Source organism: Verminephrobacter aporrectodeae subsp. tuberculatae (assembly GCF_026127385.1).
In the GTDB taxonomy this organism is placed as follows: Bacteria; Pseudomonadota; Gammaproteobacteria; order Burkholderiales; family Burkholderiaceae_C; genus Acidovorax; species Acidovorax aporrectodeae.
On sequence record NZ_QZCX01000002.1, the window covers coordinates 128077 to 143935 of the forward strand.

At 65.8% G+C, this 15859-nt stretch carries 9 protein-coding genes; 7 read left to right on the forward strand and 2 right to left on the reverse strand.

Translation table 11 applies throughout. The features are described from left to right. Positions 1–600: 600 nt before the first annotated feature. Complete coding sequence (locus D5041_RS08640) at positions 601–8121, reverse strand: beta strand repeat-containing protein (RefSeq protein WP_265284437.1); 7521 nt, start codon at positions 8119–8121, stop codon at positions 601–603. Between the two features lie 1036 nt (positions 8122–9157). Between D5041_RS08640 and D5041_RS08645 the strand changes: the two genes are divergently transcribed. Both D5041_RS08645 and D5041_RS08650 read left to right on the forward strand, forming a co-directional pair. Further along, a complete protein-coding gene (locus D5041_RS08645; protein WP_265284439.1) occupies positions 9158–10000 on the forward strand; it encodes a symmetrical bis(5'-nucleosyl)-tetraphosphatase in 843 nt (280 codons plus the stop codon). 98 nt (positions 10001–10098) lie between these two features. Beyond that, entirely contained in the window at positions 10099–11025 is a 927-nt protein-coding gene (locus tag D5041_RS08650; RefSeq protein WP_265284441.1) for an Rpn family recombination-promoting nuclease/putative transposase, read from the forward strand. Positions 11026–11036: 11 nt separating this feature from the next. Here D5041_RS08650 and hslR read toward each other — a convergent pair whose 3' ends face one another. After that, on the reverse strand, positions 11037–11459 hold the full coding sequence (gene hslR / locus D5041_RS08655; protein ID WP_265284442.1) for an Hsp15 family ribosome-associated heat shock protein: 423 nt from the start codon (positions 11457–11459) through the stop codon (positions 11037–11039). 158 nt (positions 11460–11617) lie between these two features. On the opposite strand from hslR, the gene D5041_RS08660 reads away from it, so the two are divergent. From D5041_RS08660 to D5041_RS08680, 5 genes are all read left to right on the forward strand, one after another. Further along, complete coding sequence (locus D5041_RS08660) at positions 11618–12577, forward strand: Bug family tripartite tricarboxylate transporter substrate binding protein (RefSeq protein ID WP_010099636.1); 960 nt, start codon at positions 11618–11620, stop codon at positions 12575–12577. A gap of 19 nt (positions 12578–12596) precedes the next feature. Then, the gene (locus D5041_RS08665; protein ID WP_265257627.1) at positions 12597–13115 is read left to right on the forward strand and encodes a tripartite tricarboxylate transporter TctB family protein; all 519 of its coding nucleotides are present in this window, start codon (positions 12597–12599) and stop codon (positions 13113–13115) included. Positions 13116–13127: 12 nt separating this feature from the next. After that, positions 13128–14639: a tripartite tricarboxylate transporter permease gene (locus tag D5041_RS08670; protein WP_265284444.1), complete on the forward strand. Its 1512-nt coding sequence runs from the start codon at positions 13128–13130 to the stop codon at positions 14637–14639. 147 nt (positions 14640–14786) lie between these two features. Continuing rightward, positions 14787–15650 carry a DUF2189 domain-containing protein gene (locus D5041_RS08675; protein WP_010099642.1) on the forward strand — a complete coding sequence of 288 codons (864 nt, stop codon included), beginning with the start codon at positions 14787–14789 and terminating at the stop codon, positions 15648–15650. Continuing rightward, the gene (locus tag D5041_RS08680) at positions 15647–15859 is read left to right on the forward strand and encodes a DUF2788 domain-containing protein (RefSeq protein WP_010099644.1); all 213 of its coding nucleotides are present in this window, start codon (positions 15647–15649) and stop codon (positions 15857–15859) included. The genes D5041_RS08675 and D5041_RS08680 overlap by 4 nt, the downstream gene beginning before the upstream one ends.

Here is a 15859-nt window from a genome sequence, read left to right on the forward strand (position 1 = left end):
GTGCTTTTCGTGGTGGGTGGGTGTTGGATGGGGTTTGGGCGCATGCCCTCCGTGGGCATGCGCCGGTGATGGGCGTTACTTCATGGGGGCTGGTTTTGGCAAGCCGCGATGGATGGGCACCCCGCTCCCAAGGTGCGCAGAAAAAGGCAGCGCACCATGGGTCCGTGGGCTGCATGTGCAAGCCCGGAGAAAAGCCGGTGCTTGGCCTTGCTTCAATGGGAATGGGTGCGGGCAGGCCGCCATGGTGGCCCGTGACCCCCCGCCCCCCCGATATCATGTCGCAGCGTCGGCCGCAGCGCACGGCGATGCCCTTCAGGAGGTCGGCCCTCAGCATATGCAAACCCCGCCTTCCGCTTGGTTGGCAGGCATGTGCAAGGGTAGGCAGGTTCCTCATGCCACGTATCATATCGTGACAAACAGTGAGTTTTATGCCGATCGGGCAACCGGACCCGGCTTGATGGCCAAGGCCCTCAATGAACGGGCGGCTACGGAATCATCCAGCACCCGCTGGCGCGATCCCATGGTTTGCGTCATGGTCCCGCAGCGGAATCATGGGGTGGGTCTCAATCCCTGAGGGGCAGGACACTGATCCCAAGGCCCTCAGATCCAGAACCCGCCATGCGCCAGATCCGTCGCCTGCCCCACGATGGACAGCGGCATCTTCGCTGCGGCGCCGGGCGCGGTGATGACGCCGTTGGTCTTGCCGTCGGCGTCGAACTGCCCGCCGTCGCTGATCTCGAAGTCCAGCCGCAGCTGCCCGCCTTCCATTGCCATCTTGCCGCCGTAAGGGCTGCTCGCCAAGTTGACCCAGGTGCCGGTGCTGTCCGGGAGCCAGTAGCCGTTGACGCCCAGCACCGGGTCCACGTACAGGCTGAACTTCTCGCTGCCGTGGCCCGTGGCCTGTGTCGCCTCGAAGCGGAGCAGACCGAGGGGCATTTCCATCCCCTTGGGCAATTCGGTGGGTGCGTTCTTTTGTTCCAGGTGGGTGATGCGTGCGCTGCTGCCCGGGTTGGGCTTGCCGTCCAGGCTGTCGGCCACCAGGGTCACATGGGTGCTGGCCGCGCCTGCCGGCCTGCTTTCTCCGGTGGGGCTGCGCACGAGGCTGGTCGAACTCACTGCTGCCTGCATGCTGTCCTTGACGCCGTCTCCGTTGCCGTCGCCGGCTACCGGGGCAGCGCCAGCGGGGCCGGGGATGCCGGGGGTCAGGTCTTCGACGCTGTTGGGAATGCCGTCGCCGTCCGTGTCCTTGGTGTCCTTGCTGTCCTTGTCCGACGGGGCCGAACTCGGGGCCGGGGCCGAGGCCGAGCTCGGGGCCGGATTCGGACTCGAGGCAGGAGCCGGACTCTGTGGCGCGGGTGTGCGGTTGTTCACCGGCGTGGCCGGGACACTGGCCGCGTCGTTGCCGGCCGCGTCCTGTATGGCGTTGGCATCGTCGCCGGTCGTGGGGTCGTTGTAGGCGACGGTCACCGTCTGGCCCGTGGAAACAGCGGTGGCCAGCGTCAGGCTGACGGTCTTGTCCTGCGCGTTCACCGTGATGGCGGTGACGGCAGTGAGCACGTTATCGACGCGCACCTCAAGGGCCGTGGTGGGCGGGATATGGGTTGCGTCCAGGCTGTTGGCTTCGGTGTACGTGAGCACCAGCTGGTTGTTGCTGACCATGGCGGTGCTGAGCACCGGGGGCGTCGTGTCCGGCCGGGTGTCCACGGTGTAGTTGGCGCTGCTGACGCCGGCGTTGCCCGCGTCGTCGGTCAGGCCGGTGAGGTTGACGCTGATGGTGTTGGTCGTGTCGTTGACGTTGGCCGTGGGGGTGAAGGTGGCTGTCCAGACCGTGCGGTTGGCGTTCGGGGTGAGCGGGCTGAGCGTGCCGTTGGCATCGGTGAGCACGATGTCATTGTTTGCGAAGCTGGTGACGGGCTTGTTGAAGCGGATGGTCACGGTGGTGGTCTTGCCCACGGTAAGCGCGCTATCGGCCAGCGTGATGGTGGCCGTGAGGCCGGTGGTGTCTGCGGGTCGGGTGTCCACGGTGTAGTTGGCGCTGCTGGCGGTGGCGGTACCGGCGTTGCCAGCGTCGTCGGTCAGGCCGGCGAGGTTGACGCTGATGGTATTGGTCGTGTCGTTGACGTTGGCCGTGGGCGTGAAGGTCGCTGTCCAGACCGTGCGGTTGGCGGTGGGGGTGAGCGGGCTGAGCGTGCCGTTGGCGTTGGTGAGGACGACGTCGCTGGCGTCAAAGCCGGTGACGGGTTCGCTGAAGCGGATGGTCACGGGGGTGGTCTCGCCCACGGTGAGCGCGCTGTCGGCCAGGGTGATGGTGGCCGTGGGGCCAGTGGTGTCTGCGGGTCGGGTGTCCACGGTGTAGTTGGCGCTGCTGGCGCTGCCGGTACCGGCGTTGCCTGCGGTGTCGGTCACACCCGTGAGGTTGACGCTGATGGTGTTGGTTGTGTCGTTGACGTTGGCCGTGGGCGTGAAGGTCGTTGTCCAGGTTTTGCCGTCTGCATTCACCGTGAGCGGGCCCAGCGTGCCGTTGGCGTCGCTGAGCACGATGTCGTCGTTTGTGAATCCGGTGACGGTCTCGTTGAAGACGATGGTGACGGTCGTTGTTTCGCCGGCGATGAGACGGGTGTCGGCCAGCGTGATCGTGGCGCTGGGCCGCAGGGTGTCCACGGTGTAGTTGGCGCTGCTGGCGCTGCCGGTACCGGCGTTGCCTGCGGTGTCGGTCACGCCCGTGAGGTTGACGCTGATGGTGTTCGTCGTGTCGTTGACGTTGGCCGTGGGCGTGAAGGTCGCTGTCCAGGTTTTGCCGTCGGCATGGGCCGTGAGCGTGCCCAGCGTGCCGTTGGCGTCGCTGAGCACGATGTCGTCGCGCGTGAATCCGGTGACGGGCTCGCTGAAGACGATGGTGACGGTCGTTGTTTCGCCGGCGATGAGGCTGGTGTCGGCCAGCGTGATCGTGGCGGTGGGCCGCAGGGTGTCCACGGTGTAGTTGGCGCTGCTGGCGCTGCCGACACCGGCGTTGCCTGCGGTGTCGGTCACGCCGCTGAGGTTGACGCTGAGGGTGTTGGTCGCGTCGTTGACGTTGGCCGTGGGCGTGAAGGTGGCGGTCCAGGTTTTGCCGTCTGCATTCGCCGTGAGCGGGCTCAGCGTGCCGTTGGCGTCGCTGAGCACGACGTCGTCGTTTGTGAATCCGGTGACGGTCTCGTTGAAGACGATGGTGACGGTGGTGGTCTCGCCGATGGTGAGCGCGCTGTCGGCCAGCGTGATCGTGGCGCTGGGCCGCAGGGTGTCCACGGTGTAGTTGGCGCTGCTGGCGGTGCCGGCACCGGCGTTGCCTGCGGTGTCGGTCACGCCGCTGAGGTTGACGCTGATGGTGTTGGTCGCGTCGTTGACGTTGGCCGTAGGCGTGAAGGTGGCGGTCCAGGTTTTGCCATGGTCATTGGTCGTGAGATCGCCCAATGTGCCGTTGGCATCGGTGAGCACGATGTCAGCGCGCGTGAAGTCGGTGACGGGCTCGTTGAAGACGATGGTGACGGTCGTTGTTTCGCCGGCGATGAGGCGGGTGTCGGCCAGCGTGATCGTGGCGCTGGGCCGCAGGGTGTCCACGGTGTAGTTGGCGCTGCTGGCGGTGCTGACACCGGCGTTGCCTGCGGTGTCGGTCACGCCGCCGAGGTTGACGCTGATGGTGTTGGTCGCGTCGTTGACGTCGGCCGCAGGCGTGAAGGTGGCGGTCCAGGTTTTGCCGTCTGCATTCGCCGTGAGCGGGCCCAGCGTGCCGTTGGCATCGGTGAGCACGATGTCCTCGCGTGTGAAGTCGGTGACGGGCTCGCTGAAGGCGAAGGTGACGGTGGTGGTCTCGCCGATGGTGAGCGCGCTGTCGGCCAGGGTGATCGTGGCGGTGGGGCGCACGAGGTCAAAGTCGAAGAGGACGTCACGGAAATACATCTCCACGTGCTGACCCGTGTTGCCCGCGACATCGGTGATGCCGCGCAGGTTAAGGCTGATGGCATGGCCGGTCGATGAATCGCCGGAAGTCGGGGCAGTGAGCGTGAATTTCCAGGTAATGCCGTCGGTGGTGCGCAGGTCGGACAGTGTGCCGACACTGGCATTGGACATGAAGCCCAGGTCATTCAGGGTGAAGTCGTCCCGATTGAGCGCTTCGGAGAAGGTGAGGGTGACGGTGGTTGATTCGCCGGCGCAGAGCTTGGGGTCCTCGATGGTGAGGTTGGTCGGAGTGGGCCGCTTGGTATCGATGGAGTAGTTGGCGCTGGTGGCGGTGGCGGTGCCGGTGTTGCCAGCGACGTCGGTGACACCGCTGAGGTTCACGCGGATGGTGTTCGCCGCGGCGTGGACGTTGGCCGTGGGCGTCAAGGTGGCCGTCCAGGTTCTGCCGTTGTCATGGGTCGTGAGGTCACTCAATGTGCCGTTTGCGAGCACGATGTCATCGCGCGTGAAGCCGGTGACGGTCTCGCTGAAGGCGAAGGTCACGGTGGTGGTTTCGTCCGCGGTGAGCGCGCTGTCGGCCAGGGTGATCGTGACGGTGGGCCGAACGAGGTCAATGTCGTAGAGGACGTTATCGAAATACGTCGATCCGGACTGACCCGTGTTGCCCGCGGCATCGGTCACGGCCGTCGTAAGCACGCTGAGGTAATTGCCGGTCGATGAGGCGCCGGTAGTCGGGGCGGTGAGCGTGTACTGCCAAGTCATGCCGTCGGTGGGACGCAGGTCGGACAATGTGCCTGCGCCGGAATTGGCGGTGAGATCGCGGGTAAAGCCAAGCTGTTCCAGAGTGAGACTGTCCCGATTGAGCGCTTCGGAGAAGGTGAGGGTGACGGTGGTTGATTCGCCGGCGCAGAGCTTGGGGTCAGCGATGGTGATGGAGGTCGGAAAGGGCCGCTTGGTATCGATGGAGTAGTTGGCGCTGGTGGCGAAGCCGGTACCGGCGTTGCCTGCGGCGTCGGTCACGCCAGCCAAGTTCACGCCGATGGTGTTGCTGCTGTCCTCGACGTCGGCCGTGGGCGTGAAGGTGGCGGTCCAGGTTTTGCCGTTGTCATGGGTCGTGGGGTCGCCCAATGTGCCGTTGGCATCGGTGAGCACGATGTCAGCGCGCGTGAAGCCGGCGACGGTCTCGTTGAAGACGATGCTCACGGTCGTTGTTTCGCCGGCGATGAGGCGGGTGTCGGCGAGTGTGATCGTGGCGCTGGGCCGCAGGGTGTCCACGGTGTAGTTGGCGCTGCTGGCGGTGCCGACACCGGCGTTGCCTGCGGTGTCGGCCACGTCCGCGAGGTTGACGCTGATGGTGTTGGTCGTATCGCTGAGGCTGACCGTGGGCGTGAAGATGGCGGTCCAGGTTTTGCCGTCGGCATGGGCCGTGAGCGGGCCCAATGTGCCGTTGGCATTGGTGAGCACGATGTCCTCGCGCGTGAAGTCGGTGACGGGCTCGCTGAAGACGAAGGTGACGGTGGTGGTTTCGCCGACGGTGAGCGCGGTGTCGGCCAGGGTGATCGTGGCGGTGGGCCGAACGAGGTCAATGTCGTAGAGGGGGACATCGAAATACGTCGTTTCGGTCCGACTCCCGTTGCCTGCGACATCGGTCACGGTACTCGTCATATTCACGCAGAGGTAATTGCCGGTCGATGAGGCGCCGGTAGTCGGGGCCGTCAGCGTGAACTGCCAAGTCATGCCGTTGGTGGTACGCAGGTCGGACAATGTGCCGGGATTGGCGGTGGCGGTGGCGGCAGAGCGAATGCGCGCCAGAGTGAAACTGTCCTGATTGAGCGCTTCGGAGAAGGTGAGGGTGACGGTGGTTGATTCGCCGGCGCAGAGCTTGGGGTCCTCGATGGTGAGGTTGGTCGGAGTGGGCCGCTTGGTATCGATGGAGTAGTTGGCGCTGCTGGCGGAGCCGGTACCGGCGGTGCCTGCGGCGTCGGTCACGCCAGCCAGGTTCACGCCGATGGTGTTGCTGTTGTCCTCGACGTTGGCCGTGGGCGTGAAGGTGGCGATCCAGGTTTTTCCGTTGTCAGGGGTCGTGGGGTTGCTCAATGTGCCGTTGGCATCGGTGAGCACGATGTCCTCGCGCGTGAAGCCGGTGACGGTCTCGTTGAAGACGATGGTGACGGTCGTTGTTTCGCCGGCGATGAGGCTGGTGTCGGCCAGCGTGATCGTGGCCGTGAGCCGCTGTGTTTGGACGGTGTAGTTGCCACTGCTGGCGCTGCCCTGGCCGGCGTTGCCCGCGATATCGTTCACGCCCGTGAGGTTGACGCGGATGGTATTCGTCGTGTCGTTGACGTTGGCCGCGGGCGTGAAGGTCGCTGTCCAGGTTTTGCCGTCGGCGTTGGCCGTGAGCGGGCCCAGCGTGCCGTTGGCGTCGGTGAGCACGATGTCCTCGCGCGTGAAGCCGGTGACGGGTTCGCTAAAGGCAAAGGTGACGGTGGTGGTTTCGCCGACGGTGAGCGCGTTGTCGGTCAGGGTGATCGTGGCGGTGGGGCGAACGAGGTCAATGTCGTAGGGGGTGCCAAAGAAAGACGTCACTCCCCAACCTATGTTGCCTGCGACATCGGTCACGGTATTCCCCAAATGCACGCGGATGTAATTGCCGGTCGATGAGGCGCCGGTAGTCGGGGCCGTCAGCGTGAACTGCCAAGTAATGCCGTCGGTGGTACGCAGGTCGGACAATGTGGCGGGATTGGCGGCGGCATCGGAGGTAGATCGAATGCGCGCCAGAGTGAAACTGGCCCGATTCAGTGCTTCGGAGAAGGTGAGGGTGACGGTGGTTGATTCGCCGGCGCAGAGTTTGGTGTTCTCGATGGTGATGGAGTCCGCAAAGGGCTCCTTGGTATCAATGGAGTAGTTGGTGCTGCTGGCACTGCCAACTCCGGCGTTGCCTGCGGCGTCGGTCACACCAGCCAGGTTTACGCCGATGGTGTTGCTGTTGTCCTCGACGTTGGCCGTGGGCGTGAAGGTGGCGGTCCAGGTTTTGCCGTCGGCGTTGGCCGTGAGCGGGCCCAGCGTGCCGTTGGCATCGGTGAGCACGACGTCGTCGTTGGTGAATCCGCGGACGGCCTCGCTGAAGGCAAAGGTGACGGCGGTGGTTTCGCCCACGGTCAGGCTGGTGTCGGCCAGCGTGATGGTGACGGTGGGGTCTGCGGTGTTCGCTGACCGGGTGCTCACGGTGTAGTTGCTGCTGCTGGCGGTGCCGACACCGGCGTTGCCCGCGATATCGTTCACGCCCGTGAGGTTGACGCGGATGGTATTCGTCGTGTCGTTGACGTTGGCCGTGGGCGTGAAAGTCGCTGTCCAGGTTTTGCCGTCGGCGTTGGCCGTGAGCGGACCCAGCGTGCCGTTGGCGTCGGTGAGCACGATGTCATCGTGCGTGAAGCCGGTGACGGGTTCGCTAAAGGCGAAGGTGACGGTGGTGGTTTCGCCAACGGTGAGCGCGTTGTCGGCCAGGGTGATCGTGGCGGTGGGGCGAACGAGGTCAAAGTCGAAGGGGGCATCATCGAAAACTACCAACCCCCTTACACCACCCGCATTGCCCGCGATATCGGTCATGGAATCTCCAGACATGCCGAGGTTATTGCCAGTCGATGAGGTACCGGAAGTTGGGGCAGTGAGCGTGAACTGCCAGGTAATGCCGTCGGTGGTGCGCAGGTTGGACAGTGTGCCGACATTGGTGCTGGCATTGGGCATGAAGCCCAGGTCATTCAGGGTGAAACTGTCCCGATCGATTGCTTCGGAGAAGGTGAGGGTGACGGTGGTTGATTCGCCGGCGCAGAGTTTGGTGTCAGCGATGGTGATGGAGTTCACCAAGGGCCGCTTGGTATCGATGGAGTAGTTGGCGCTGCTGGCGGTGCCGGTGCCGGCGGTGCCTGCGGCGTCGATCACACCAGCCAGGTTCACGCTGATGGTGTTGCTGGCGTCCTCGACGTTGGCCGTGGGCGTGAAGGTGGCGGTCCAGACCGTGCGGTTGGCGTTGGGGGTGAGCGTGCCCAGCGTGCCGTTGGCATCGGTGAGCACGACGTCGTCGTTGGCGAATCCGCTGACGGCCTCGTTGAAGGCAAAGGTGACGGTGGTGGCGTCGCCTGCCTTGAGGCGGGTGTTGGCCAGCGTGATGTTCAGATGGATGCTCATGGTGCTTTTCGTGGTGGGTGGGTGGGTGTTGGATGGGGTTTGGGCGCATTCCCTTTGTGGGCATGCGTCGGTGATGGGCGTTACTTCATGGGGGGCTGGTTTCGGCTGGCTGCCATGGGCGGGGTCCCCGCTTCCAAGGTGCGCAGAAAAAGGCAGCGCAACCGGGTGTCCGTGGGCTGCATGTGCAAGCCCGGAGAAAAGCCGGTGCTTGGCCTTGCTTTATGGGAATGGGTGCGGGCAGGCCGCCATGGGCGGGGGTCTTCCGCCTCAAGGTGTGCAGAAGAAGGCAGCGCAATCTGGTCCGTGGACTGCATGCGCAGACTCGGAGAAAGGCCGGTAATGGGCCTTGCTTTATGGGAATGGGTGCGGGCAGGCCGCCATGGGCGGGGGTCTTCCGCCTCAAGGTGTGCAGAAGAAGGCAGCGCAATCTGGTCCGTGGACTGCATGCGCAGACTCGGAGAAAGGCCGGTAATGGGCCTTGCTTTGTGGGGATTGGTGCGGGCAAGCCGCGATGGGCGGGTGCTTCCCGTTTCCCAAGGTACGCAGAAAAAGGCAGCGCAACCCGGTCCAGGGGCGGCATCAGGCGCAGCCCCGGAGCAAAGCCGGTGGTTAGCCTTGCTTTATGGGGATTGGTGCGGGCAGGCCGCCGCGGTGGGGCCTCCCGGTATCAGGCAGGGGGGCGGCTGCGGCGCACAACGGCCCCTTCAGGAGGTCGGCCCTCAGCATGTGCCAACCCGACCTTCTGCTTGGTTGGCAGGCATGTGCAAGGGCAGGCAGGTTCCACATGCCACGTATCATAGGGTAATAAATCGTGAATTTTTTGCTAATCAGGTAAGCGCTCAATTTTTGGCCATGGTGTTTGGGGGCCAAGGGGGCGCGCGCCACGGCGATGGCGGCCGTTTGGGCGTTAGCGCAGGGCTGCGCGCGACGGGCTTTACCGGCCCGGCGTGCGCGCGTGTTCCGGGGGCGGGTCGCGGTTGCATCGGGCTGCGGCGTCGGCCCGGTTACCCTTGGGCTTTATTCCATGGAAGGCCGCATGGCGCTTTACTGTATTGGCGATATTCAGGGTTGCGCCGACGCGCTGGCGCGTTTGCTGGACAGGATCGGTTTCTCTGCGAGCCGCGACACCGTTTATCTGCTGGGCGATCTCGTTAACCGGGGCCCGGACTCTGCTGCCGTGCTGCGCCGCTGCATGGGCAGCGGCGACGCCATCCGCTGCCTGCTGGGCAACCACGATCTGCATCTGCTGGCCGTCGCGCACGGCGCCCGCAAGCCGTCGCGCCGCGATACCTTGGGTACGGTGCTGGACGCCCCGGATCGCGACGCATTGCTTGACTGGGTGCGGCAGCAGCCCCTGGCCCGTGCGCACGAGCACGCCGGGCAGAGCCTGCTCATGGTGCACGCGGGCGTGCTGCCCGCCTGGTCGGCTGCGGATACTTTGGCGCTTGCGCAAGAAGTCCACGCGGTGCTGCGCAGCGCCGAACTGCCGGCATTTGTGCACGCCATGTACGGGAATGCGCCCGAGCGCTGGAGCGACGGTCTGGCCGGCACCGAGCGCCTGCGGGTGATCGTGAATGCACTCACCCGGCTGCGGTTTTGTTCCGCCGGCGGGGCAATGGACTTTGACTGCTCGGAGAGCGCGAGCGCGGCGCCGCCGGGCCTGATGCCCTGGTTCGACGTTCCGGGGCGGCGCACGGCGGGCACGCTCACGGCCTTCGGGCATTGGTCCACGCTGGGCTGGATCGAGCGCAGCGATCTGCTGGGGCTGGACACCGGCTGCGTGTGGGGCGGCTGCCTGAGCGCCGTGCGCTTTGGCGCGACGCTCGCGCAGCGCGAACGCTTGCAGGTGCGGTGTGTGCAGGCGCTGGCGCCTGGATAGTTGCAGAGTCAGCGCATCCCGTTTGGCCGACCGTTGACCTTGCCGCCTGCCCCGTCCGCCTGCGATAGACTGCGCAGCCAAAGCAGGAGCACCCGTTCATGAACCTGAGCTACCTTGATCCCAAGATCGACTTGGTCTTCAAGCGCGTCTTCTCGCGCGCGAATCTGCTCTTGGACTTTCTGAACGCCGTCCTGCCCTTGGACGCGCCCATCGAGTCCCTGACCTATCTGCCCACCGAGCAGGCGCCGCAAGTCCCGGGCATGCGGTTTTCCATCGTCGACGTCAAATGCTGCGACCAGAGCGGTCAGGTGTTCATCGTCGAAATGCAGATGCTGTGGACCGACGCTTACTTCTCGCGCATCCTGTTCAGTGGTGCCCAGGCCATCATCAACCAACTCTCCTCGGGCGCGGCCTACCAGTCGCTGTGCCGGGTCTACTCGGTCACGGTGCTCAACGATGTTTTCGAGAAAGCCCCCAGCGAGAAAGACCGCTGGCTGCACCACTACAAGATCACCAGACTCGCCGAGCACGACAAGGTTTTGCAAGGCTTGCAGTTCGTCATTTTGGAGTTGCCCAAATTCACGCCCCAAACGCGGGTCGAAAAGCAAGTGACTGCGCTGTGGTTGCGCTTTCTGTGCGAGACCGGCAAGTCTGGTTTCGTACCCGATGAAGCCTTTCTGTCTTATCCGCCGGTGGCCAACGCGGTCAAGCTCACCGAGTTCAAGGGCTATAGCGCGGTCGAAATCGAGAGCTATCAGAAGTATCTCGATGCGCTGAGCAACGAGAAAAGCTTTCTGCTCGATGCCGAGACCAAGGGACGGGCGCAGGGGATGGAGGAGGGGCGGGTTGAGGGGATGGAGGAGGGCATTGAGAAGGGGCGGGTTGCGGGGTTGCAGGAGGGCATCGAGAAGGGAAGACTGGCGGTTGCGCGCAATCTTTTGGCCTTGCTCGATGATGATGAGGCCATCGCGCAGGCCAGCGGTTTGGCCCTTGCAGCCATCAAAAAGCTGCGCCAAGGGGCTTGAGTCAGGGGCGCTCACTCCTCGATCGAAGCGCTCCAGCGGTCGTCCCAGCCGTGCGCGCCCATGCGCTCCATGGCGCGCCGGTCGCGCTTGGTGGGGCGGCCTTCTTGCAGGCTGGCTGCGGGTTCGGGGGCCAGGCGCCGTTGCTGCGCGGCCTGCGCGCGTGCGGCCAGGCTGTCTGCGGTTTCCTCGTATAGCTGCTGGGCCACGGGCGCGGGGCCGCGGGTGGCGGACAGGCCGCGCACGATCACGGTGCGCGCAACGGGCCCCTGGCGCAGGGCCACGGTGTCGCCGCAGCGCAGTTCCCGCGCGGGTTTGGCCAACTGGCCGTTGACCGTGACGCGGCCCTTGCCGATTTCTTCGGTGGCCAGTCCGCGGGTCTTGTAGAAGCGGGCGCACCAGAGCCATTTGTCCAGGCGCATCGTCGTGTCGTTCATGGGGCGATTGTGCCGTGTGCGCGCGGCAACAGATGGTCCCGCCCCATGCCGGTCGCTGCGCCTGCTGCGTAGGTGTTTTCCCTGGGGGCCGAGGGGGTCGTTTGCCATGCGGGATCGCGCATCATTGGATGGTTTGCAAATCTTGCTCTGGAGGCTCCATGCGTCGCGATGGTTTTTTGAAGTCACTGGCCGCCCTGGCTGCCGCGGGCGCGTTGCCCGCGCCGGCCCAGACGGCGTTGGCCCTGAAGATGATGATTCCTGCCAACCCGGCCGGTGGCTGGGATGCCACCGGCCGCGCCCTGGGCAAGGCGATGCAGGACGCGGGTGCGGCAACGTCGGTGTCGTATGACAACAAGGGCGGCGCTGCCGGGGCGATTGGCCTGGCGCAGTTCGTCAACGCGAGCAAGGGCGACCCGAACGCCCTGATGGTGATGGGCGCCGTGATGCTCGGCGGGCTCATCACGGGCAAGCCCCCTGTGGGTCTGGACAAGGTCACGCCGCTGGCGCGCCTGACGAGCGAATACAACGTGTTCGTGCTGCCCGTCGATTCGCCGCTGAAGACCATGCAGGACGTGGTCGGACAGCTCAAAAAGGACCCGGGCAGCGTGAAATGGGGCGGCGGCTCGCGCGGCTCCACCGAGCACATTGCCGCGGCCATGATCGCCCGCGCGGTGGGGGTGGACCCGGCGAAGATCAACTACGTGGCGTTCCGTGGGGGCGGGGAGGCGACGGCCGCGGTCCTGGGCGGCAACGTCACCGTGGGCGGCAGCGGCTACAGCGAGTTTGCCGAGTACATCGCGACCGGCAAGATGCGCGCCGTGGGCGTGACCTCGGACGTCCGCCTCAAGGGGGTGAACGTGCCCACGCTCAAGGAGCAGGGCATCGACGTGGAAATCGGCAACTGGCGCGGCGTGTACGGTGCCCCGGGAATCACGGCCGCGCAGCGCAAGGCGCTGATCGACGCCCTGTCCAGGACCGTCAAGCACAAGTCCTGGCAGGACGCCATGGACAGGAACGGCTGGACGCCCGCATGGCTCGCGGGCGACGAGTTTGCCCACTTCGTGGACGCGCAGTTCGCCAGCCTGCGCGCCACGATGGCCAAATCCGGGATGATCTGAGTGGCAGGCGGGGAGACATATGACACAACGACATTCATCGCACTCCAGGCCCTTGCAGACCCTGGTGGGGGCGGGGCTGGTGGCGCTTGCGCTGTTTCTGGCCTGGGGCGCGAGTTCGGTCAGCGCCGAGGCGGGTTATGGCGGCGTGGGGCCGAACTTCCTCCCCTGGGTGGTCAGCGTGGCGCTGCTGGTCTGCGGCGCGCTCTGCGTGGTGCAGGCGCTCACGGGGGGCTTTCGTGATCTGGAGGAAAGCTCCGGCGAAGCGCGTGCGCACTGGCCGGGCTTTGTCTGGGTGTCGGCCGGCTTGCTGCTGAATGCCCTGCTGATCACCCGGATCGGTTTCATCCTGAGCTGCGCGCTGTGCTTCGTGCTGTCGGTGCGGGGTTTCAAGAGTTCCGAAGGCCGGCTGGACCTGCGCCTGCGCGCCTGGGTCGTGGACTTCCTCATCGGCGTGGCCCTGGCTGCCCCGGTGTTCTGGATGTTTGCGCAGTTGCTCGCCATCAACCTGCCCGGCCTGACCAGCACAGGGTGGCTGTAGGGTCTGCACGCCATGGAAACGCTGAATCTCCTGATGCAGGGTTTTGCCACTGCGGCAACGCCCATGAACCTGCTGTGGGCCTTTTTGGGCTGCATGATCGGCACGGCAGTGGGCGTGCTGCCGGGCATTGGCCCGGCCGTGGCCGTGGCCATGCTGCTGCCCATTACGGTGAAGGTCGAGGCCACGGCCTCGATGATCTTTTTTGCCGGCATCTACTACGGCGCCATGTACGGGGGGTCGACCACGTCGATCCTGCTGAACACGCCGGGCGAGGCGGGCTCCATGGTCACGGCCATGGAGGGCAACAAGATGGCGCGCAACGGGCGCGCCGGCGCGGCGCTGGCCACGGCGGCGATCGGCTCGTTCGTTGCGGGCAGCATTGCCACCGTGCTGGTCACGTTCTGTGCGCCGCTGGTGGCGCGGTACGCGGTGCGGCTGGGGCCGCCCGAATACTTCATGCTGATGGTGCTGGCCTTTACCACCGTGAGCGCGGTGCTCGGCAGGAGCACGCTGCGCGGCATGGTGGCGCTGTTCGTCGGTCTGGCCATGGGGCTTGTCGGAATCGACCAGATTACCGGGCAGGCGCGCTACACGGGCGGCGTTCCCGAGTTGATGGACGGCATCGAGGTGGTGTTGATCGCCGTGGGGCTGTTTGCCGTGGGCGAGGCTCTGTACAACGTGATGTACGAGGGCCGGACGCAGGAAACCCGCAACCGCCTGAGCGGCACGCACATGACCCGGCAGGAGTGGCGCCGCTCCTGGCCCGCTTGGTTGCGCGCCACGGCCATCGGTTTTCCGTTCGGCACCGTGCCCGCGGGCGGCAGCGAGATTCCCACCTTTCTGAGCTACGCGGCGGAAAAGAAGCTGAGCCGCTACCCGCAGGAGTTCGGCACCACCGGCGCCATCGAGGGCGTTGCCGGCCCCGAGGCGGCGAACAACGCGGCCATTACGGCGACGCTGATTCCGCTGCTCACGTTGGGGATTCCCACGTCCAATACCACGGCCATCCTGCTCGGCGCGTTCCAGAACTACGGCATACAGCCCGGCCCGCAGCTGTTCGACACCAACGCGGGGCTGGTCTGGGCGCTGATCGCTTCGATGTACATCGGCAATGTGATGCTGCTCATCCTGAACCTGCCCCTGGTGGGCCTGTGGGTGAAGCTGCTGAATATTCCCAAGCCCTATCTGTACGCGGGCATTTTGGTGTTCTCCACGCTGGGCGTGTACGGCATGCGCCAGAGCGCGTTCGACCTGGTGCTGCTGTACGCGATGGGCCTCTTGGGGGTGTTGATGCGCCGCTTCGATTTTCCGGCCGCGCCGGTGGTGGTGGGCATGATCCTCGGGCCCTTGGCCGAGGCGCAGCTGCGCAACGCCGTGTCGATTGGCGAAGGCCGGTGGTCGATCTTTCTGGAGCGCCCGGGTTCGCTGGCGCTGATCGTCGTCGTGCTCGCGCTGCTCATCCTGCCGCGCCTGCTGCGCCGCTGGGCGGCGCGCAAACTGGCTGCGCCGCCGCCGCCGGCCTGAGCTGCGCGCCGTCGCCCGCCCCCGTCCATGCAAGGGCACGGAATCTTGTCCTGGATCAAGGCTTTGGCGCGCTGCCGCGCGCGCATGGCTTGATCCCGCGGGCCGATGCCGCGACACTCCACCCGTCGCGCGCCGACCCGCCAAGCCATGCCCCGCCATCCCTGCGCCCTGCCCGCCATCCGCACGATCGGCCTGATGCAGCCCCTGGCGTGGCTGGCCCTGGCCTGGCGCGACATGGCCCGCGCGGGCTGGATCAGCTTTGCGCATGGCCTGGCGCTTGCGCTGTTTGGTGCGCTCATCCTTGCGGTAGCGCACAACCGGTTCTGGCTGCTGGCGGGCGCGTTGTCGGGTTTTCTGGTGGTCGCTCCCGCGTTGGCCGCGAGCCTGTACGCGCTGAGCCGCGCGCTCGAGCGCGGGGAACCGGCGAACACGGGCGTGGTGCTCAGGACGTGGCTCAACTGGCAGGACGGCCATGTCGACAAATGGGGCCGCGACTACTGGTGCATGGCGCAGTTCGGCGCCTTGCTGGCGCTCGCAGCGACGGGCTGGGTCGTGACCTCCGCCGCGCTCATCACACTGCTTGCGCCCGTTCCCGTCCTGACGCCGCTGGATTTTCTGCGCCACGTGGTGTTGGCCGGGGACGGCTGGTTGTTTGAACTCTGGCTGGCGCTGGGCAGCCTCATGGCCGCACCGATCTTTGCGTCCAGCGTGGTCGCCATGCCCCTGCTGCTGGACCGCCGCGCGAGCCTGCTCCAGGCCGTGCTCACGAGCTGGCAGGCGGTGCTCGGCAATCCGCTGCCGATGGCGTTCTGGGCCGCGCTGATCCTGGGGTTCACGCTGCTCGGCCTGGGGTCGCTGCTGCTCGGCTTGATCGCCGTCATGCCCCTGCTGGGCCACGCCAGCTGGCATGCCTACCGCGACCTGGTCGATGCAGCGCATCTGCCGCTGCGCGACGCGCCTGCGCCCGCACGCGGCGGCGGGACGGGTGGTGGTGATGGAGGGGCAGCGTGATCTTCGGCTTTACCGAGGCGCAGATCGCGGGCTTTTTCCTCACCTACGGCGTGGGGGCGTTCATCCTGTACATGCTGTTCATCATCGGCCAGCTGGCGTGGGAGTCCAAGGCGGGGCGCTTTGGCACCTTTGTGCTGTTCCTGGGCCTGGGTGTGGGCTTTCTGGGGTTCTTGGCCAAGGTGGTGATTCAGTGGTGGCTGGAGCGGTGA

What these genes read in the sequence shown, in the direction of transcription:
- D5041_RS08640 (WP_265284437.1), bottom strand. Translation starts at nt 8,121, where the DNA reads ATGAGCATCCATCTGAACATCACGCTGGCCAACACCCGCCTCAAGGCA.
- D5041_RS08645 (WP_265284439.1), top strand. Translation starts at nt 9,158, where the DNA reads ATGGCGCTTTACTGTATTGGCGATATTCAGGGTTGCGCCGACGCGCTG.
- D5041_RS08650 (WP_265284441.1), top strand. Translation starts at nt 10,099, where the DNA reads ATGAACCTGAGCTACCTTGATCCCAAGATCGACTTGGTCTTCAAGCGC.
- hslR (WP_265284442.1), bottom strand. Translation starts at nt 11,459, where the DNA reads ATGAACGACACGACGATGCGCCTGGACAAATGGCTCTGGTGCGCCCGC.
- D5041_RS08660 (WP_010099636.1), top strand. Translation starts at nt 11,618, where the DNA reads ATGCGTCGCGATGGTTTTTTGAAGTCACTGGCCGCCCTGGCTGCCGCG.
- D5041_RS08665 (WP_265257627.1), top strand. Translation starts at nt 12,597, where the DNA reads ATGACACAACGACATTCATCGCACTCCAGGCCCTTGCAGACCCTGGTG.
- D5041_RS08670 (WP_265284444.1), top strand. Translation starts at nt 13,128, where the DNA reads ATGGAAACGCTGAATCTCCTGATGCAGGGTTTTGCCACTGCGGCAACG.
- D5041_RS08675 (WP_010099642.1), top strand. Translation starts at nt 14,787, where the DNA reads ATGCCCCGCCATCCCTGCGCCCTGCCCGCCATCCGCACGATCGGCCTG.